This window comes from Marinobacter sp. DS40M6 (genome assembly GCF_028581595.1).
Lineage (GTDB): Bacteria > Pseudomonadota > Gammaproteobacteria > Pseudomonadales > Oleiphilaceae > Marinobacter > Marinobacter salarius.
In genome coordinates this window covers 80555-99693 of sequence record NZ_JAFCAE010000010.1, presented here as the reverse complement: position 1 = coordinate 99693, position 19139 = coordinate 80555, and the positions used below count along the sequence as shown (strand labels likewise).

Genomic DNA, 19139 nt, shown 5'->3' with positions numbered 1-19139 from the left:
GAACTCAGCCGTGAAACAGACCAGCGCCGATGGTAGTGTGGCTTCTGCCCATGTGAGAGTAGGTCATCGTCAGGCTCCTAATACCAAAAACCCCCGCGGCTTCGCCGACGGGGGTTTTTTATTGCCTGCTCACTTCCTCGAGTTCAACCAGGCTACCTACGATTTCCTGCATAACGGCCAGTTGTCCGTTCAGGCTTTCAAGCAAGATCGACAGGTCTCTCAATTCCAGACCGAAGAAGAGAACGATACCTGCGAGGCCGGCGACACTGCCAATCGCCAGCCACTTCAGTCGGTTGCGCTGCCCGTCAAGACCTTCCTGATGCATGGCTTCCAATAGGGCAACACTTTTGCGCAGCTGCCTGAGTTCGTCGTGCGTTTCCTCATAGGCGATCTCCAGGGTGGCGAGCCGTCCTGTCAGTCGTCTTGTGTAGCTTTGTTCAATGAGTTCGCCAGTGGTATTGTCGATTGGTGACAGACTAGGCAAGGTGGAGGCATCTGTCAGGATAGCCTCGATAGTGGTAAGGAGTTGTTCCCGATCAACCTGTTTGCCAATCACACCAGCGGCACCACGGGCCTTGGCATCCTGACGATAACGTTCCGCGCTTTGCGATGTGTACATGAAAACCGGGATGTGCCGTAGCTCAGAGTCCGCCTTAATCACATCCAGGGCTTCCAAGCCATTCATTCCGGGCAAGAGGTGGTCCAGGAAAACCAGGTCGAAAGCCTCTTCACGTAACTGTGTGAGGCCTTCCTCAGCGCTGGCGACGCCTTTTGTCGTCAGGTCGGCGCGTTCCAGCAGGCGGGCCAGGATGATGCGTGCCGTCGACGAATCATCGACAATTAAAGCGTGACCTCGAGCCATTGGTTCCGTTCCTGAAGTATTGGCTGTGTTCCATCATGGCAGCCAGATCTCGAATACGCCACCGCTCAGGCGGCCATCATTGTGCAGCTTGATATATCCATGGCGGTCACCATTGCTATGAAGCTGGGCAACCGATGATGCGAAGAACAACCCAAGGCTGGTACTTCCACTGTTGAAGTTCAGGGATTTGAAGCTGGGCGTTCCATTGTGCTGCATGTTTTCCGGGTATCCGTCGCCGTCATCTTCCACGCCAATAACCAGAAAATCATTATGCATCGCCGCTGTCAGCTTGATCATACTCTTGGTGTATCGGATGGCGTTGTTGATGGTGTTGTTGAGTACACCGGTCAGCAGGTCCTCATCGAAGAAGCCATTGATATCATCGGATTCGATCGCCAGCTTGATCCCCATGCCCTCAAGAAGCGGCGTATGGCGTGCCATTTGCTGTGCCAGGAAGTCCGGAACGAAGTGCTCCTCAACATGTGCGGACAGGTTGTTTTCGCCGAGCCTGTAGATGCCCAGCAACTGCACCAGATCGTTGTGCATGCGTTCGGCTTCATACTGCAGGGTGTTGAAGCGGGGAGAATCGCCGATGGTGTCTGTCTGCTCCTGGCGAAGCTCATCCAGGGAGTTCAGCAACATGCCCAGCGAATTCTTCATGTCATGGACGGCTGAGGCCAGCACCATTGAAAAGTCGATGCTCTGTGTACCTCGGGGGTGAGTCAACTCATCATGATCATTGGTGGTCATGACATCATTCCCTCCAGTTTCTTGCGCAAAGAGATCAGGCGTCGGTGCTGGCGATGTTGTTCTGGCAGATCAGCGAGTTTTTCCAGGCATTTTTCACAGCGCTTCAAAAGCTCTCGATCACCTGCTGTACCCTGATATTGCTTCATCAATACCTGTACCAGGTTCAAATTGAGAGAGGCGTGGGAGGGCACGATATCCAGTGCCCGGTTGAATGTGGTCACGGCCTCTTCCAGATTGCCTGCCTCGAACGCCTTGATGCCTTCACGATTCAGAGACCGGGCTTGAAGTTTTTGTCGGAAGCCCACCGGTTCATCGAGTAAGCTCTCGATTTTCTGCAATAGCGGAGGGTTATCGCTGCAACGAAGGGCAAGGGCATTGAGCAGGCCCTTGGCATCGGCCTCCCGGCCCAGACGGAACAGCGTCTTGGCGTAGTCAAGGCAGGCTTCGGGAGGCATTAGATCAGGGTCGAGTTCGTCCGCAACGCTGTCTAGAGCATTTTGGGCTTCATTCATTCGGTCCTGGCCGGCATGAACCCGGGACTGGACAATTCGGCTACGCAGCTTAATGTTTTCCTGTCCGGCAAACCGCTTTTCCATACGTCGGAGTATGGTCAGAGCTTCGTCCGCATGGGCTGTGCCCTCATTTGACGAGTTCCCTTCACTGAGGTCTGACAGTGACTGGCCCAATGCAAGATAGTGTTCGGAGTTGTCGTGTATCGAGTAGGTGCCAAGGCTGACGGTCTGCCGCCAGGCTTTGGACGCTGTCGGCATGTCTTGATTGGACGAGGCAAGTACGGCCAGGTGCTTGTGTCGCAACAGCGCGTTAGGGGAGTGCTCTGCCGCCTTCTCAAGAATCTGTTGGGCTTGGGTGGGCCGGCCCTGTTTTTCGAGAGCCTCGGCAAGAAGATCATACGCTTCCATGTAATCCGGATGCTGAGACAACAGTGCTTTCAAGGTTGCCGCCGCTTCATCGTAATTCTGGTTGGCAATCAGAATTTTGCCACGACCAAGCCGTGCCCAGGACAGATCGCGCTGGCTCAGTACATCGTCATGGATTTTCAGGGCATGGCTGAAGTCTCCAACCTGATAATAGAGGTCGGCCAGCGTTTTCATTAGCCAGGTCTTGTAGCGAGGTTGCGAGGGTAGCGTCTGCAGGCATAGAGAAATGGCCTCGGGGAAGTTTTCCCGATCGATCTCCCGGTTGATCGGAAGCAGGGCATTGCGTTGCGCGATAAGGCCGCCCAGTCGCTTTTCAAGCATGGCACGGTTGATGGGCTTGGTGAGGTAGCCGTCAGGTTGGTATTCCCGGGCGCCCATCACCATCTCCTTGGAGGTTTCGGCGGTCACCATCAGAAACAGCGAAGAGCGTTTCAGGAGTTTCTTGTGCCGGAGCTCCTCGAGTATATGCTGGCCGTTCTTGCCCTCACCCAGGTTGTAGTCGCAAAGCACCACGTCTACGTGGTTATAGGCACAATACTGGACGGCAGCGGATGCGTTGGCGACCGACTCGATCTTGTCGGCGCCGCAATTCCGCAAGATTTGCCGCATGGACAATCGAAAGTTCTCAAAGTCGTCGACGACCAGGTAACTGAGTTTCCCGAAGTTGGCGCCGATGGCATTGCTAGTGGGTTCGGTCATGACCGTTTCTGTTTCAGCAACTTGTTAACCAGTGCTCGCAATGCGGCTGGTTTCACCGGTTTATAAAGGATCTGGTAGCCCCTGTTGATCGCATCCTCCCTCACGTCCGGAGCCATATAGCCGGTAATGAGTATGCCAGGTATATCATTGCTGATCTCGTCCCTCAATGAGTCCATGGCGTCGAGCCCATTCCGGTTATCGTCCAATTGGTAGTCGGCCAATATGATGTCCGGTTTCGTGCCGTTCAGTTTGTCCCGAGCATCCTCCAGACTTTCGGCTGTTGTCACGTCACAGTGCCAGTTATCCAGCAAGGCACTCATGCCATGGAGGATAGCAGGGTCATTATCGATACAGACCACGTGAAGGCCTCCCAGGCTCGATACACGCCGCGACGCGGGTGCAGATTTGGTGGTGCTCTGGTCACTTTGCTCGGCCGGCGCAACTGGCACGGTGATGCTGAATACGCTGCCGAGTCCCTGAACTGACTGTACGTTCACCGGGTGATTCAGCATGCCGCAGATGCGGTCGACAATCGCGAGCCCCAGACCAAGGCCTTTTTTGTCCCGGCCCTGCTGAAAACGACGGAATTCCTCGAAGATGTGAGTAAGCTGGTCTTCCGGAATACCCGGCCCGGTATCCCATACCTCAATGCGGATATACCCTTTCAGACGCCGACAGCCCAGCAGGATTTTCCCACTTGGGGTGTAACGAATGGCGTTGGAAAGAAAATTCTGGATAACGCGCCGCAGCAGTTTTGAGTCTGATCGCACCCAGGCGCTGCTGGGGACAACATGAAGATCCAGGCCCTGGTCTTTTGCGATGGCAGAGAAATCGGTTGCCAGGTGCCGCATGATCTCGTTAACCGGAAACACACCGATATCCGGTTCCAGTGCACCGGCGTCCAGCTTTGAGATGTCCAATAGGGTGCTGATGATTTCTTCGGCGGCGCCCAGCGAGCTGTCAATGTGGTCCACCAGTTCGGTCATTTCAGGATCCCTGGCTTTACCCGCCAGAGCCGAGGTGAACAGGCGCGCGGCATTCAGGGGTTGGAGAAGGTCATGACTTGCTGACGCCAGGAAGCGGGTTTTGCTCTGGTTGGCCTGTTCAGCCACGGATTTCGCCTTGAGCATCTGCTCATTGATCACCTGGAGTTCCTGGGTGCGTTCTTTGACGCGCTGCTCCAGGTAGATATTGGTTTCCTTCAGCGCTTGCTCGGTCCTTCGCATAGCGGTGATGTCCTGGAAGGTGGTTACGTAACCACCTCCGGGAATCGGGCTACCATCAATCCTCAGTACGGTGCCGTCCGGTCGTTGTCGCTCGTAGGACATCGGCCGACCCTCGCGCATGCTGGCGCAGCGATCAGCAATGACCTCGTCGATTCGTCTCGCTGGCAGGTTGGCACTGGTCAGGTTGTACCGCATCAGGTCTTCCACCGGACGGCCGACCCGGACGAAGCCCTTCGGGTAGCTGAATTGCTCCAGGTAGCGGTGGTTCCATACCACCAGCTGTTGTTGGTGGTTCACGACGGAAACACCCAGGCTGATGTTTTCAATTGCCGATTGCAGTAATTCCCGGCTGAAGGTCATGGCCTGCGAGGCTTCATCGACGATGCTCACGACGTCCTCGATCTGCATGTCCCGCCCGGTGAGCGTGGACTCCAGTACCACGCGTGCCGTGGACGCCCCGATAACCGATGCCAGTTGCCGCTCAATGAACTTCATCAGGTGTGACGAAGCTGGCCTATGAGGGTGCAGGCGAATGGCGTTGCGCCGCTCGTAGTTGCGGAAGATGGCTTCGGCTCGCTCTTCCCCCATGAAACGGTCGGAGATTGCCTGCAGATCAGAGGTCAAGATTTCACCCTGCCAGCTCTGTTGCTGCGGCGTCTCAGCTCTCGGTTGGGGATCGTGGAAGAACGAGGCGATCTGGATCTTTTCCCGCACCCGTTGGCGGGTCAGCATCGAGAGAACGATGTAGGTAACGGTGTTGATGCCCAGGCTCCAGATAATGCCGTGGCTGGTCTGATCAAGTTCAGAACCAAAAAGAGCCGTGGGCCTTGTCCAGTTAATGCCCCAAACCCCATGATCAATAAGGGTATCGCTTAACCAGCCAGTGGATGCCAGAGCGGGTAACAGCAGGGTATAGCACCACATCAGGAAGCCGAGACCGAGGCCCCAGACAGCGCCGGTATGGTTGCCCTTGCGCCAGAGAATACCACCGACAAGTGCGGGTCCGAACTGGGCCGCTGCGGCGAATGAGAGCAGCCCAAAGGCTGTCAGGCTGTAATCCGCGCCTGCCATGCGATAGAACCCGTAGGCAGTGAGCAACACCACGAAGATAGCAACCCGTCGAATGCTGAGTAGCAGGTAGCTGAGATCGGAACGTTTGTTCATGCCGGGGCGGAAGAACTTAAGTAGCGCCGGCATGATGATTTCATTGCTGACCATGGTTGCGATGGCGACCGAACAGACGATGACCATTGCTGCCGCAGCTGATCCACCGCCCAGGAATGCCAGGATAGCGAGCCATTGTTCTCCGGCCAGAATTGGCAGGTTCAGAATCAGAATGTCCGGATCGGACGCGCTGGCTTCCGGGGATAACAAGCCTGCTGCCGCAATAGGTAGAACAAAGGCGCTGGCAATAATCAGGTAAATCGGCATCGCCCAGCGGGCGGTTTCAAAATCCCGGTGGTCGGTGTTTTCCACCACCATGACATGGAACTGTCGGGGTAGGCAGATGATTGCCAGCATGGCCACCAGCGTTTGGGTAATAAAAGCCGGAGCCTCTACGCTGTCGGTGGTCAGTGTGCCGACGAGCCCGGCGCTGCGGACATTGCCCCAGAGATCACCGAAGCCGCCATAAAGACCATAGATAACGAACAGGCCAACGGCCACGAAGGCCACGAGCTTTATCAACGACTCAAAGGCCACTGCCTGTATCATGCCCCGGTGGTGCTCGGTTGACTCGAGGTGTCGGGTACCGAACAGGACGGTAAATACTGCGAGTACCAGCGTGATATACCAGGCCGAATCGTTCCACGCAGCGGTACTGAGTTCATTGGGTTCCACGCCAGTGTCCGAGAGGACGCTAAAGCCCATGGAGATGGCTTTAAGCTGCAGGGCAATGTAAGGAACACTGCCGATCAGTGCGAAGATTGCCACCATAGCGGCGAGTGACTGGGATTTGCCATAACGGGATGCTATGAAGTCCGCAATCGAGGTGGTGTTGTTGCGCTTGCTGATGAAGATGATACGGCGCAACAGGGGAGCGCCAAAGACAAAAACGAGTAACGGGCCGAGATAGATTGGCAAAAAGCCGAGCCCCTCCTGAGTGGCTCGGCCTACGGCACCGTAAAACGTCCAGGAGGTGAAGTAGACCGCCAGTGACAGAGCATAGATATGGGTACGTGCCAGTCGGCGACGGTAGAGGCCAGGATGCTTGTCGCCGGCCCAGGCAATAACAAAAAGAATCGAAATGTAGGTGATGGAAATTAAGACCAGCAACCAGGCACTAATCATAGTTCGCTCTTTTTATTCTACCCGGGGTTCTCGGGAGCGGTTTTGGGTATCGTCATTCGCCGCAAACGGTCATCAACAGTTTGTCATGCGGGTCCAGTTTTTTCATGTTATCAAGCCGTGGGGCGCCGTCTGAACCCAGTGGTACAAGTTCGCGGGTATTGCAGTTAAGAATATGAATCCGATGAGAAACAGCATCGACCATTTTCTGCTCAAAGCGATACAGGGTGAAGCGCAAAACGTCCGGGTTTGACGGGGTTTCGCTGATGCTTTTGGTATCGACTGTCGAGAAAGCATTGACGTAAGGGAAGAAAAACGTCCATGGGCGCCATAAAATGCCGTTGCTCTCCGTGTCCACAATGACAGCCTCTTCGGGCATCAGGGACTGCTTTTGTTCAAACCAGGTGTATTCGGTGTAGATGAGGTACCCGAGCATACCAGCCCCGGCAAAGACTGGAATGATCCACTTCGGAGCGAGGTTTCGGGTAATCGCCCGAATTCCGAGCGCAATACCTGCGGCTCCCAGGCCGCAAACAACGGTAGCGACAAACGTCCAGAACATAAAACGGGTTTCCTTAAAAAAGAACGGGCTCCCTCACAGAGGAAGCCCGTTCGTCATCAACCTTCTAATTCATTCAGTGAATTAGGCTGATTCGTTGCTTAGTGGTCGTGAGCCTGACTCGCACCACGTGGGTAGCGGACGCTTTCAACCAGTTCCTGAATCTCAACGGGCGGTTCTTCAGTTGCGTTGGACACAATGAAGGCTACCGCAAAGTTGACGACAGCACCAACTGCACCGATAGACAGGGGCGAAATGCCCAGTACCCAGTTTTCTGGGGTGTCTGCCAGGTTGTTGGTACCCGGAATGAACAGCCAGCCCTTGTACACAAAGATGTACGCCAGGGTGAAGCCCAGACCGGTCAGCATACCGGCGATTGCACCGACATTGTTAACCCGCTTGGAGAAAATACCCATCATCAGTGCCGGGAACAGGGACGCTGCTGCGATGCCGAAGGCTAGTGCAACAACTTGTGCCGCGAAGCCCGGTGGGTTTGCGCCCAGATAGGTGGCAACACAGATTGCGACTGCCATCGATATTCGGGCTGCGAGCAGCTCGCCTTTCTCCGTGATGTTGGGATTTATCGAGCCTTTGATCAGGTCGTGACTGACCGCCGACGATATTGCCAGCAACAGACCGGCTGCCGTCGACAGGGCTGCCGCCAGACCACCAGCGGCGATAAGGCCGATAACCCATCCTGGCAGGTTGGCGATTTCCGGGTTGGCCAGTACCAGGATGTCCCGGTTAACGACCAGCTCGTTTCCTTCCCAGCCACGGGACTGAGCTGTGCTTTCAAACTCAGGTGAGTCGTTGTACAGCTGAATACGGCCGTCTTGGTTTTTGTCCTCGAACTGGATCAGCCCAGTGACTTCCCAGTCCTTGATCCAGTTTGGACGCTCATCATACTGGATCGGCTCTGCTTGGGTGCCTTCCGGGTAGATGGTGGTCATCAGGTTCAAGCGAGCCATGGAAGCAACAGCCGGCGCTGTGAGGTAGAGCAGGGCGATGAAAACAAGCGCCCAGCCTGCAGACCAGCGAGCATCCGCTACTTTTGGCACAGTGAAGAACCGGATAATGACGTGAGGCAGACCAGCGGTACCGATCATCAGGGACAGGGTAAACAGAACCATGTTCAGTTTGTTGTCTACATCAGCGGTGTACTCGTTGAAGCCGAGATCCGTGATGACCTGGTTCAGCTTGTCCAGGATCGGCATGCCAGAATCCACGTGAGTCGAGAACAGACCCAGCGGGGGCAGGGCGTTACCGGTCAACTGCAGGGAGATGAAGACCGCAGGGATGGTATAGGCGACGATCAGTACGCAGTATTGAGCCACCTGCGTATAGGTGATGCCCTTCATGCCGCCGAGTACGGCGTAGACAAATACCACCACAGCCGCAATGATCAGACCCATGGTTGATTCGACTTCAAGGAAGCGGGAGAAGGCTACGCCGGCACCCGCCATCTGGCCGATGACGTAGGTTACAGAAGCTACGATCAGACAGATAACTGCCACCAAGCGAGCATTTTTGCTGTAGAAGCGGTCACCAATGAACTCGGGAACCGTAAACTTACCAAACTTACGCAGGTAAGGCGCCAGAAGCATGGCCAGCAGAACGTAGCCGCCTGTCCAGCCCATCAGGAACGTCGAGTTTGCATAACCACCAGCGGCAATCAGGCCCGCCATGGAGATAAAGGATGCTGCGGACATCCAGTCAGCACCGATCGCCGCACCGTTGGTGATCGGGTGAACGCCGCCGCCGGCAACGTAGAAATCACTCGTACTACCGGCCTTCGCCCAGATGGCGATACCGATATAGAGGGCGAATGAGCCGCCCACAAATAATAGGTTAATGGCAAATTGACTCATTCGAACTTACTCCTCATGCACGTCGAATTTTTCATCGAGCTTGTTCATCCGCCAGGCGTAATGGAAGATCAACGCGATGAAAGTAAGAATCGAACCCTGTTGGGCGAACCAGAAGCCGAGGTCGGTTCCGCCAATGGGGATTCCGGCGAGCATGGGGCGAAGCAGTATCGCAAACCCATAAGACACGAGGGCCCAGACAATAAGGCTCCCGAATATAAGGCGTAGGTTCGCCTTCCAGTAGTTCACAGCATCGTAGTCATGACCTGACATAGGATCACTCCTGTATTGTTGTTGTGGAGGTTGGGTGGGTTTTCTGTGAAGTGTTGGTTGTAGAGAAATTATTATTCATATAGTTCTTCTCCGACGTGATGTCCTATTCGACTTTACCCGTCAAGCGATAGATAGATATTGGCAAAAGGTCTAATTCTCAGTTATTTGAGGGACAAAAGGTCTGCAAACGCGACACAGTTCCGGGGCTCTAGCCTTGTCGATGGATATTCTTCAGTTGTCGGTAGTACTTCAGTTTGCCATTGAAGTCACGCAGGCTGGTGACACCGCTTTTTTGTGCTTTATTGATAACAGCGAGGGTTAACTCAGCCGTCACCATGGCGTCGGCAGCGGCATGGTGTCGGGCGCTGACTTCCAGGTCGAAAAAATCGGCCCAGTTGTCCAGTCCTTTGCCCCCGGTTTTGGAGTTGGGGAAGTAGGCGGGAAGCATCTCGGCGACATCGAGCCAGGTGTGGGGCTGGGTGTAGCCCAGTGTTTGCTTGAGAGCCTTTTCAAGGAATTTCTGGTCAAAGGCGGAATGGTAGGCAAGGATAGGGTCGCCATTCATCCATTCCAGCAGATGGAGCAGTGCGTCTTCTGTCTCATGTCCCTGAGTCAGGGCTTCCGGCCCAATGCCGTGGATGAGTACCGTCTCGCTGATGTCCAGCTCCGGGCGACGCAGGATCAGATCAAACTGGTCACCCAGGTCAATGGCGTTGTGCCGGATGGCCACCGCGCCAATGGCGATGACATTGTCTTTTGCTGGGTTGAGGCCGGTCGTTTCCAGATCAAGTACGATCAGCCGGCAGTCTGACAGGCGCTGGTCTCCGGCGGTTTTTGGCGTTGGCAAGTGTTCTCGGTCGTGACCACCGGTGCTGCCGGCCCTGCGCCGTTCGATCCAGTCTTTGATCTGCTCCAGCATAACTGTTGACCCGGTTTTCAGAGTTGGTAGGTGATTTCCAGTTTCTGTTGCAGGCGTTGTGCCTGGCGGAAGGATTCGCGAAGAATCCGGCGGTCCAGCGGGTTAAGGTCATCCGGGTTTATATAATTGGACAGGGGCTCGCCCCGGTCCAGCATTTCCTGGTGTGCCCTCATCCGGATAGCCTGGATCAGGCTGTAGGCCTCCTGCCATGCGTTGGCGTCTTTGGTGTCAAAGACACCTTTTATGGCGAGCTGTTGCATGCGCTCCAATGTGTTGGCCGAGCCGACGCTATTGGCGAGGGCAAATACCCGAACGGCTTCCACGAAAGGAGCAAGCCCCTGGCGCTTCAGATCAAGTGTGTTTTTCTTGCCATCCGGGGCATAACGGAAGTTGCGGAACATGGTCAGGGGAGGTTTGCGGGTAATGGCGTTGCCCGCCAGCATCTTCTGGAACAGGTCGTTCTTGCGTATGCGCGTAAGCACTTTATCCAGCAATCGTTCCAGTGGTTCCATTGGCCCGAATACCGCCCGCATGTCGAGAAAAATGGACGAATACACCAGATTCTGCGGGGTTGAGGCGTCAATGAAACGGGCAAACCAGTCATCCCACTCCCTGCCGCTAAGGCACAGTTTGGGATTGCTGGCCATGATATTACCCTTGCACAGGGTAAAGCCGCATTCCGCCAGCTCCTTGTTGACGGTTTCCGCGAAGGGCAGCAGTTTTTCCCTGACCTGTGCCTCGGTCATCCCCTCCGGTGTCTGGAACAGGATGCCGTTGTCCTGATCCGTTAACAGGGTTTGTTCTTGCCGACCTTCGCTTCCGAATGTCAGCCAGGTGAAAGGGATGCCGGGGTCGTTCTTCTTGATGTTCAGTTCCAGGACCCGTCTTACAGTGACATCGTTCAAGGTGGTAATGATTTTTACCACCTGACCGGAATCTGCCCCGTGAGCGAGCATCGCGTCCACCAGTCGGGACACATCCTTTCGGAGGCTGACCAGGGTGCGGAGATGGCTGGCAGTGCCAATGGTTCTGGCAAGGTTGACCAGATCGACCCGCTGAAGCGAGAACAGATCACGCTCGGATACCATGCCAATCAGTCGGTGCTCGTCATCCACCACGCAGATGTGAGCAAAGTGATGCTCTGCCATCAGCATGGCGGCTTCAAAAGCGTCTGCGTTGGCTGTGAGGCAGCAGGGGTTCCGGGTCATGACCTGGCCGATAGGCGTGTCCAGAGGGCCCTTCTCCTCTGCCACCATGGTTCGCAGGTCCCTGAGGGTGAATATACCCGTGGGATGCCGTTCGTCATCGGTGATCACGATGCTCCCGACACTGTTTTCGTGCATGCGCGCAACCGCTTTTCGGACCGGGAGGTCCGGCGAGCAGACGATGGGATTGCGAATAGCGTAGCGTTCCAGCGGGGTGTCCAGCGAGTTACTGGAACCAATGGAAGCCATGGCGCCGGTCTGTATGCGCTGATTCACCTGATCAAGCAGGCTGCTGACGCCGCGAAGGCAGAAATCACGAAAGGGATCACTCTGCGAGAACAGCATGACAAAGGTGTCGTGTTCAATGCTCAGACAGAAGGTGTCTCCGGAGGCGCGATGCAGTGTGCGGGTGGGGCGTTCTCCAATCAGCGCGGCCAATGGAAAACATTCGCCCTGGCTGATCTCAAAGGTGGTTTCGGTTTCTCCGTCCCGGTCTCGCTCCCGTTCGCCGCGAATACGGCCCTGTTTGACCACGTAGAACCGTTGTACCGGGCCATCGTCCGGTGACAGCACCACATCGCCATCGGCGTAGAATCTCAGCGAGGCATGCTCGGCATAATGGGCCAGATGTGCATCGTCCATGTTTGAAAAAGGCGAATGCTCCCGCAGAAATGCCATGATGGCACGGGTATTCTGGGGGCGTGCACTGTCTTGCGATGCGGCAGTCATAATCGCGGTCCGTTGTCGTGCTTATGAGCCTGAAGTGTAGACCAACGGTCTATCTACCGGCCCTACGATGGTTGTCTGAGCGCGGGCCAGCCCCGGCCCGGCAGTGGGTAGGGCGAGGGGCCTCCTTTATGATGGGTGAGCCGGGTGGTAAAGTCCATGCAACTTCGACCGTAAATGATATCGCCATGACAACCAAAGATGAGCGCCTGAGCTTCCTGGAGGAAATGAAGGATGTCCGCCGTATCCGGAAGCCGAACAAAGCCGATGTTAAAGCCCCAAAGGATCTGACCCCAGGGCACCTTGAGCGTCAGCGGTCCGCCATAGATCAGCCGCACAGAGACTGCAATCCACTGACGGCGGATATGGTTGAGCCTCTGACAGCGCACGATGTTCTCTGTTGGCAACGGCCCGGAGTTCAGCATGGCGTATTCCGTAAGCTCCGTCTTGGGCAATACCCGATCGAAGCGCGCCTGGACCTGCACCGGATGACCGTTGAAGAAGCGCGTCGGGATGTATTCGGCTTCATTAATGATTGCGTGCGCTATGGACTTCGATCCGTCATTATTCTCCACGGCAAGGGAGAGCGTAACCCCGACGGTATCGCCCAGCTCAAGAGCCATCTGGCCAAATGGCTGCCAGAGTTGGAAGATGTGCTGGCGTTTCATTCGGCCCAGAAGCGCCATGGCGGCACCGGCGCCGTCTATGTCATGGTCCGCAAGGGCGACCGCGACAAACAGCGTAACCGTGAGATTCACGGATCCTGACTATTCACCCAACGCCGATAAGATCGGTTTGGAGGTAAGTGTGAAGCAACTGATGTTGGTACTTTTTGTAGTAGCGGCACTGGCCGGATGTAAAGACCGGGTTATGTGGAATGACAACGGCAAGGTGGAAGAGGCAACAACCGACCGCGAGGTCTGGGACTCCCAGGGTAAAATGGAAACCGGCGAACGGAAGATCTGGACGGATAAGGACGGCAACGACGTCATCAAATAAGAACGCTCAGCGTTCATAATAATAAAACTCAGCCGGGGCCAGTGCTCTGGGCAGCAGGGGAGAGAACAACCATGGCCGTGAGCCTTACCGTTAATGGCCGGGAGCGGATGCTCGACATAGACAGCGATACTCCGCTGTTGTGGGTGATCCGCGATGAACTCGGACTGAAAGGTACCAAATTTGGATGCGGCATGGGGCTCTGCGGCGCCTGTACCGTGCACCTGAACGGGCATCCGGTGCGTTCCTGTTCCACCCCGGTAGAATTGGCCGACGGTGGGGATGTGACGACCATCGAAGGTCTGTCGCAAGATGGAAACCTGCATCCTTTGCAAAAGGCATGGGTCGAACATGGCGTGCCCCAATGCGGTTACTGCCAGTCTGGCCAGATCATGAGCGCCGCCCACCTTTTGCAGCACAACGACGCTCCCTCTCACGATGATATCGTCGCGGCCTTGAGCGGAAACCTTTGCCGTTGCGGTACCTATTCCCGCATCATCGCGGCGGTTGAGTCTGTGGTTGTTGACGACGCTGCCCGACCTGATCGGGGGGAAGCGTAATATGTCCATGAATCGACGCGATTTCCTGAAGGTAACCGCCGGCTCCTCCGGCGGGCTGGTCTTGTCCCTGTCGCTTCCGGGCTGCGCTGGCATCCAGAGCGGTTATGATGAGCAGGATGGTAGCTGGAAACCGGATGCCTGGCTGGAGCTGACGACCGATGATCAGGTCTACTTCACCTTGGCGCGTGTTGAGATGGGGCAGGGAACTTACACTGGCCTGACCACCCTCATTGCGGAAGAGCTCGGGGTGGCGCCAGCCTCCATCAAACCGCGATTTGCCCCTGCGGCCCCGGAATACCGTAATCCCCTCTACAACCTGCAATTGACCGGCGGCAGCACCAGTCTGGCGACCAGTTGGCAGCCGTTACGGGTGGCGGGAGCCTCTGCCCGTATGATGCTGGTTGCTGCCGCAGCCAATGTCTGGGAAGTCAGCCCCGCTGAGTGCCGGGCGGTCGAAGGCAGGGTCATCCATCCGAACGGGCGCGACAGCCTGGCTTACGGTCGGTTGGTAGAACTGGCGGCGAAGCAGCCGGTGCCGGAGGCTCCGTCACTCAAACCCCGTGAGGAGTGGAAGTACATAGGCAAGGAACGGGGACGCCTGGATGCCGAAGCCAAGTCCACTGGCGCGCCAATCTACGGCATTGATGTCGAGCTGGAAGGCATGGTTTACGCGGTGGTGTCCCGCCCTGCGCGCTATGGCGCCCGGGTAAAATCATACGATGATACCGCCGCTCGCCGGTTGCCGGGCGTTCTGGATGTGTTCGAGATCGAGCGTGGCGTGGCAGTTGTGGCAGATAAATACTGGCGGGCCCGTAAGGCCCAGGACGCCCTGACGATCGAATGGGACAACGACGGCGCGTTGGATGTGTCCTCCGAACAGGTGTTTTCCTCGTACCACAAAGCCGCCGATGAAGACCCGGGGGAAAGCGAGCGCAGCGAAGGTGATTATGACGACTCACAACAAGGTGCGGAGCGCGTGGTGGAGGCCAGTTATGAGCAGCCTTACCTTGCCCATGCGACGTTGGAACCGATGAATGCCACGGCGTGGTATCGGGACGGCGCCATTGAAGTCTGGGCACCGACCCAGGCACCCGATCTTGGTCGGATCGCGGCTGCGAGGGTGACGGATCTCTCGCCCGATGAGGTGACCATCCATACCACCTTCCTAGGCGGTGGCTTTGGGCGCCGGCTGACCAATGATTACATCGAGGAAGCGGCGTCTGTCGCCTACCGGGTACGCAAACCGGTCAAGCTGATCTGGTCGCGGGAAGAAGATACCCGTCACGATGTTTATCGTCCGGCCATGCTGCACCGGATGCGGGCCAGTGTCAGCGGCGATAATGTCACTGGCTGGCACCATCAGATTGTTGGCCCGCAGATACTGGACTGGTACGTACGCAATGCGGCACCAGCCCAGTACCCCTGGGCTCCGAAATTCCTGTACGGCACTCTGGGGCGCGTTGGGCTGCTCGCCGAGGGTGTCGCGACTCCGAAGGATCATTCCGCCATCGAAGGTGCCATAGAATATCCGTATCGGGTGCCGAATATCGACATACGCCATACCCACACAGATCCGGGGGTGCCGGTGTCCTGGTGGCGGTCCGTGGGTTTCTCTCACAACGGCTTTGCTGTTGAAACCTTTATGGATGAGCTGGCTCATGAGCAAGGCCAGGACCCGTACCGGTTCCGGCGCTCATTGATTGATCACGAACCTAGACACCTGGGCGTGCTGGACAGGGTTGCCCAACTTGCCCAATGGGACAGCGCCGCACCCGAAGGGCGGGCCCGTGGCGTTGCCCTGTTCCGCAGTTTTGGCACCTACGTGGCCCAGGTGGTTGAGGCCAGCGTTGAGTTCGGGGAAATCCGGGTGCACAGGGTGTACTGTGCTGTGGATTGCGGCCAGGTGGTCAATCCGGACATTGTTCGCGACCAGATCGAGGGCGGTATTATCTTTGGCCTCACGGCAGCGCTCTACGGCAACATTACCCTGGAAGGCGGACAGGTCCAGCAAAGCAATTTCCACGATTACCCGCTCATGCGTCATGATCAGCGGCCCGAGGTGGTGGTGGATATCATCGATAGCGATGAATCGCCCACCGGTGTGGGGGAGCCCGGTGTACCTCCGGTGATACCCGCTTTGGGTAACGCGTTATTTGCCCTGAGCGGGAAGCGCCAGCGCAGCCTTCCGCTGAAAGCCACGGTATGATCCATGGCTTTCCAGGCCGACCGGTGAGCGTTCGTCGGCCTTTGCGGGCGGCACGCTCATCCTTATAATGGTAATTATCAAGCGCTGATCCGGCGTGTCTGTTCCGAGGTGATTTTTGTTTGACGTAACCCGCTACGCCACTGCCGCGCAGTCCATCATTGATGCCGGCCGGTTTCTCTACGGCCAGGGCTGGTCGCCGGCTACCAGCAGCAACTATTCGGCGCGGATCGATGATGAGCATATCGCCGTCACTGTGTCCGGCCGACACAAAGGCCAGCTGGTGGCAGGTGATGTCATGGTGGTGGACCTTGCTGGCACCCCCGTCCAGAGCAATGCCCGATCGTCGGCGGAAACACGTTTGCATACGGTGCTTTACCAGACCTTTCCGGACGTTGGTGCGGTGTTGCATACCCACTCTGTCAAGGCAACGGTGTTGAGCCGGCTGCTGCCCGCCGGAGAACCGCTGAAGTTACAGGGGTACGAGTTACAGAAAGCGTTTTCCGGGGTTGATACCCACGAGTCGCAACTGGCCGTGCCGGTGTTCGACAATACTCAGGATATTCCGGCGCTGGCGGACCAAACCAGAGATTGGTTTCGTCAGCATCCTGAACAACCGGGTTACCTGATTCGTGGGCACGGCCTTTATACCTGGGGCAGGACCATGTCAGACTGCCTGCGCCACGTCGAAGCCTTTGAATTCCTTTTCGAATGTGAGCTTGAAACCATGAGGGTCCGCCGATGACAACCTTGAGTATTTTTGACCAGAGTGTGCCCGAATCCCCCCGCATCGTGACCGAAGACGCGGGCAAAATCGCTAACCTGCTGGCAGAGCACGGCGTTCGTTTTGAGCAATGGGCTACCCGGGATCTGCCTGCAGACGCGTCATCTGATGACATTCTTGAGGCCTATTCCGGTGAGATCCAGGCGCTGAAGGAGGAATGTGGCTTCCAGGCAGCGGATGTCATCAGCCTGAACCCGGACAACCCCCAGAAAGAGGCCTTCCGCCAGAAATTTCTGGATGAGCATGTGCACAGCGAAGACGAGGTGCGTTTCTTTGTTCGCGGGCAGGGCCTGTTTTACCTGCATTTTGGTGACCAGGTGTACGCTGTTCTGTGCCAGAAAAATGACCTTATCAGCGTGCCGGATGGCACACGCCACTGGTTTGATATGGGGCCGGAGCCTGCGTTTACCTGCATCCGTCTGTTTACCAACCCGGAAGGCTGGGTGGCAGACTTCACTGGTGAAGACATCGCCAGCCGGCTGCCGCGCTATGAGCGCCTGGCGGGAGTGGCTGGATGATCCGCGTGATCCTGACGGATATCGAGGGAACCACCAGTTCGATCTCCTTTGTGCATGAGGTTTTGTTTCCCTACTCGGCGAAGCATATGGCTGAGTTTGTACGGGAAGGTGCGGCGGACAGCACGGAAATCCGTGAGCAGTTGGATGCCGTTGCCCAAACATCAGGTGTCGCCAGGGAGGATATCGACGGGCTTGTTGAGGTGCTGGATACCTGGATTCGGGAAGATCGCAAGGAAACACCGTTGAAGGCCTTGCAGGGAATGCTCTGGGAGCAGGGTTACCAGCAGGGTGCTTTCCGGGGGCACATCTACGACGATGCCGCCGAGTATCTGCAGCGCTGGCATGATCGAGGTTTGCGGCTGTTCGTATATTCTTCCGGTTCTGTGAAGGCGCAGAAGCTGATTTTCGGTTTCAGCGAAGCCGGGGATTTAACGCCATTCTTTTCCGGTTACTTTGATACCCGTATCGGCGGTAAGAAGGAATCAACTTCCTACAGCAACATCATCGACGAATTGGGTGTCGATCCCAGAACGGTGCTGTTCCTCTCCGATGTTGAGGCCGAACTGAAGGCCGCTGAGGACGCTGGCATGCGCACGGTCTGGCTTGTGCGTGAGGGAGATCTGCCGGACACGAAGCGGGCGGTGGCTACGGACTTTGCAGGGGTCGACAGGTTTCTACAGCAGGGTTGACCCTCCATGGTGCCTGACGTTCGATGCCTGATAATGCCTTTGGTGTGCCTATACCTTGCCGGCTGCGCGCCGGATTCCGGTGTTCCAGATATGATGGATGGGTACGTTGTGAGCGTAGCCGATGCTCTGGAACTGCGCCCCGAACTCTCCGATATAGCCCCTGTTCCCCAGATCCCGCGCCGACGGGAGCGCGTTCTCGACATGCCGGATCTGGACATGGGAATGCTCGATTTCCTGTCTCTTTACGGGTGTGAGTTGCAATACGTGGTCGGCGAAAGGAATTCGATCATGGGGCGGGTAATGCAACCGTTGAATCGATTGCGTTATGAAACACGGTTTATCCGTGCCGCTGAGACCTGTATTTCGGAGACCGATGGCGAGGATATACAGGAAGAACTGGAAGAGGCCATCGCCCAAAAAACCGAATCGCTCCCCATTGCGATATGGAACGCCACCTGGGGGGTGGAAGAGATTGAGCGTCTGTTTACCCTGTCGCAGGGATATTATCCCGGGAGCGGCGATGACAAGGTTCTGGCGGAGTTGTCCTCGGGCGTAAAGCGAGTCAACCAGACGGTCAGAGGCCTGCTGGATGGCAACACAGATGAGCCGTTGGATTATGTGGGTGGTGTGCATCAACTCTGGCAGGCAGAACATCGTGCGGGGCAGCTATTAAACAGCGCTCGGCTGATCACAGCGCGGCTTGAGGACGCAACGGCTCTGTTGACCAGGAGAGTGGAAGGGGCACCACTTTGCTCGGGGTCGGAGCCTGAAGCGCCGCCCGACGAGCTCGTGGATATCTATACCGACGGTTACGGCGATGATATTGAGGACTATCTCGGCCGCATTGAGCAGGCGAGGGAGGCGCTGATCAAACCGCTGGATACGCTCGCCGCCCAGCAGTCAGAGACCATGCCGTCTGCGTTCCGCGATTGGTATCGGCTCTATCTGGAAACGGGCAATACCGACAGTGTCTGGGGACAACTGGCCCGCGCCATTACGGCCCATAAAGAGCGTTGGCAGCAGTTGCTCACCCAGTGCGGAGCGTTTCCCCAGTAGCGCTCAACCATGTCTGGCATGATAA

Annotated in this window: 17 protein-coding genes; 8 read left to right on the top strand and 9 right to left on the bottom strand. The window is 56.6% G+C overall.

Translation table 11 applies throughout. From position 1 onward, the window contains the following. Positions 1-118: 118 nt before the first annotated feature. The 9 genes from JJO78_RS20160 to JJO78_RS20120 form a co-directional block, all read right to left on the bottom strand. Complete coding sequence (locus JJO78_RS20160) at positions 119-862, bottom strand: response regulator (protein WP_091643980.1); 744 nt, start codon at positions 860-862, stop codon at positions 119-121. A 33-nt stretch (positions 863-895) separates the two neighbouring features. Beyond that, entirely contained in the window at positions 896-1612 is a 717-nt protein-coding gene (locus JJO78_RS20155; RefSeq protein ID WP_273624547.1) for a sensor histidine kinase, read from the bottom strand. Next, on the bottom strand, positions 1609-3249 hold the full coding sequence (locus JJO78_RS20150) for a tetratricopeptide repeat-containing response regulator (RefSeq protein ID WP_273624546.1): 1641 nt from the start codon (positions 3247-3249) through the stop codon (positions 1609-1611). Before JJO78_RS20150 ends, JJO78_RS20155 begins: the two co-directional genes overlap by 4 nt. Next, entirely contained in the window at positions 3246-6764 is a 3519-nt protein-coding gene (locus tag JJO78_RS20145) for a hybrid sensor histidine kinase/response regulator (RefSeq protein ID WP_041334959.1), read from the bottom strand. The genes JJO78_RS20150 and JJO78_RS20145 overlap by 4 nt, the downstream gene beginning before the upstream one ends. 52 nt (positions 6765-6816) lie before the next feature. Further along, a complete protein-coding gene (locus JJO78_RS20140; RefSeq protein WP_091643969.1) occupies positions 6817-7323 on the bottom strand; it encodes a hypothetical protein in 507 nt (168 codons plus the stop codon). Positions 7324-7421: 98 nt separating this feature from the next. After that, positions 7422-9188 (bottom strand): sodium:solute symporter family protein, encoded by a 1767-nt coding sequence (locus tag JJO78_RS20135; protein ID WP_075195298.1) that lies wholly within the window; start codon positions 9186-9188, stop codon positions 7422-7424. A gap of 6 nt (positions 9189-9194) precedes the next feature. Continuing rightward, positions 9195-9458: a DUF4212 domain-containing protein gene (locus JJO78_RS20130; protein WP_007154785.1), complete on the bottom strand. Its 264-nt coding sequence runs from the start codon at positions 9456-9458 to the stop codon at positions 9195-9197. Between the two features lie 208 nt (positions 9459-9666). Continuing rightward, the gene (locus JJO78_RS20125; protein ID WP_075195297.1) at positions 9667-10377 is read right to left on the bottom strand and encodes a 3'-5' exonuclease; all 711 of its coding nucleotides are present in this window, start codon (positions 10375-10377) and stop codon (positions 9667-9669) included. Between the two features lie 17 nt (positions 10378-10394). Continuing rightward, the gene (locus JJO78_RS20120; RefSeq protein WP_126810318.1) at positions 10395-12311 is read right to left on the bottom strand and encodes a putative nucleotidyltransferase substrate binding domain-containing protein; all 1917 of its coding nucleotides are present in this window, start codon (positions 12309-12311) and stop codon (positions 10395-10397) included. 185 nt (positions 12312-12496) lie between these two features. Here JJO78_RS20120 and smrA point away from each other — a divergent pair, with 185 nt between their 5' ends. From smrA to JJO78_RS20080, 8 genes are all read left to right on the top strand, one after another. Then, entirely contained in the window at positions 12497-13075 is a 579-nt protein-coding gene (smrA, locus tag JJO78_RS20115; protein WP_075195305.1) for a DNA endonuclease SmrA, read from the top strand. A 40-nt stretch (positions 13076-13115) separates the two neighbouring features. Continuing rightward, positions 13116-13307, top strand: coding sequence for a hypothetical protein (locus JJO78_RS20110; protein ID WP_040474675.1), 192 nt, complete (start codon positions 13116-13118; stop codon positions 13305-13307). A gap of 71 nt (positions 13308-13378) precedes the next feature. Continuing rightward, positions 13379-13864: a (2Fe-2S)-binding protein gene (locus tag JJO78_RS20105; RefSeq protein ID WP_075195295.1), complete on the top strand. Its 486-nt coding sequence runs from the start codon at positions 13379-13381 to the stop codon at positions 13862-13864. A gap of 1 nt (position 13865) precedes the next feature. Continuing rightward, the gene (locus tag JJO78_RS20100) at positions 13866-16070 is read left to right on the top strand and encodes a xanthine dehydrogenase family protein molybdopterin-binding subunit (RefSeq protein ID WP_273624540.1); all 2205 of its coding nucleotides are present in this window, start codon (positions 13866-13868) and stop codon (positions 16068-16070) included. A gap of 115 nt (positions 16071-16185) precedes the next feature. After that, positions 16186-16812, top strand: coding sequence for a methylthioribulose 1-phosphate dehydratase (locus tag JJO78_RS20095; RefSeq protein WP_273624539.1), 627 nt, complete (start codon positions 16186-16188; stop codon positions 16810-16812). Continuing rightward, the gene (locus tag JJO78_RS20090; RefSeq protein WP_036206594.1) at positions 16809-17369 is read left to right on the top strand and encodes a 1,2-dihydroxy-3-keto-5-methylthiopentene dioxygenase; all 561 of its coding nucleotides are present in this window, start codon (positions 16809-16811) and stop codon (positions 17367-17369) included. The genes JJO78_RS20095 and JJO78_RS20090 overlap by 4 nt, the downstream gene beginning before the upstream one ends. Beyond that, positions 17366-18058, top strand: coding sequence for an acireductone synthase (gene mtnC, locus JJO78_RS20085; protein WP_273624537.1), 693 nt, complete (start codon positions 17366-17368; stop codon positions 18056-18058). The genes JJO78_RS20090 and mtnC overlap by 4 nt, the downstream gene beginning before the upstream one ends. 6 nt (positions 18059-18064) lie before the next feature. Beyond that, the gene (locus tag JJO78_RS20080; protein WP_337251852.1) at positions 18065-19114 is read left to right on the top strand and encodes a DUF3080 family protein; all 1050 of its coding nucleotides are present in this window, start codon (positions 18065-18067) and stop codon (positions 19112-19114) included. Positions 19115-19139 lie beyond the last annotated feature (25 nt).

Excerpts from the sequence above, each read along its gene's own strand:
- JJO78_RS20160 (WP_091643980.1), bottom strand. The coding sequence starts at position 862 with ATGGCTCGAGGTCACGCTTTAATTGTCGATGATTCGTCGACGGCACGC.
- JJO78_RS20155 (WP_273624547.1), bottom strand. The coding sequence starts at position 1,612 with ATGACCACCAATGATCATGATGAGTTGACTCACCCCCGAGGTACACAG.
- JJO78_RS20150 (WP_273624546.1), bottom strand. The coding sequence starts at position 3,249 with ATGACCGAACCCACTAGCAATGCCATCGGCGCCAACTTCGGGAAACTC.
- JJO78_RS20145 (WP_041334959.1), bottom strand. The coding sequence starts at position 6,764 with ATGATTAGTGCCTGGTTGCTGGTCTTAATTTCCATCACCTACATTTCG.
- JJO78_RS20140 (WP_091643969.1), bottom strand. The coding sequence starts at position 7,323 with ATGTTCTGGACGTTTGTCGCTACCGTTGTTTGCGGCCTGGGAGCCGCA.
- JJO78_RS20135 (WP_075195298.1), bottom strand. The coding sequence starts at position 9,188 with ATGAGTCAATTTGCCATTAACCTATTATTTGTGGGCGGCTCATTCGCC.
- JJO78_RS20130 (WP_007154785.1), bottom strand. The coding sequence starts at position 9,458 with ATGTCAGGTCATGACTACGATGCTGTGAACTACTGGAAGGCGAACCTA.
- JJO78_RS20125 (WP_075195297.1), bottom strand. The coding sequence starts at position 10,377 with ATGCTGGAGCAGATCAAAGACTGGATCGAACGGCGCAGGGCCGGCAGC.
- JJO78_RS20120 (WP_126810318.1), bottom strand. The coding sequence starts at position 12,311 with ATGACTGCCGCATCGCAAGACAGTGCACGCCCCCAGAATACCCGTGCC.
- smrA (WP_075195305.1), top strand. The coding sequence starts at position 12,497 with ATGACAACCAAAGATGAGCGCCTGAGCTTCCTGGAGGAAATGAAGGAT.
- JJO78_RS20105 (WP_075195295.1), top strand. The coding sequence starts at position 13,379 with ATGGCCGTGAGCCTTACCGTTAATGGCCGGGAGCGGATGCTCGACATA.
- JJO78_RS20100 (WP_273624540.1), top strand. The coding sequence starts at position 13,866 with ATGTCCATGAATCGACGCGATTTCCTGAAGGTAACCGCCGGCTCCTCC.
- JJO78_RS20090 (WP_036206594.1), top strand. The coding sequence starts at position 16,809 with ATGACAACCTTGAGTATTTTTGACCAGAGTGTGCCCGAATCCCCCCGC.
- mtnC (WP_273624537.1), top strand. The coding sequence starts at position 17,366 with ATGATCCGCGTGATCCTGACGGATATCGAGGGAACCACCAGTTCGATC.
- JJO78_RS20080 (WP_337251852.1), top strand. The coding sequence starts at position 18,065 with ATGGTGCCTGACGTTCGATGCCTGATAATGCCTTTGGTGTGCCTATAC.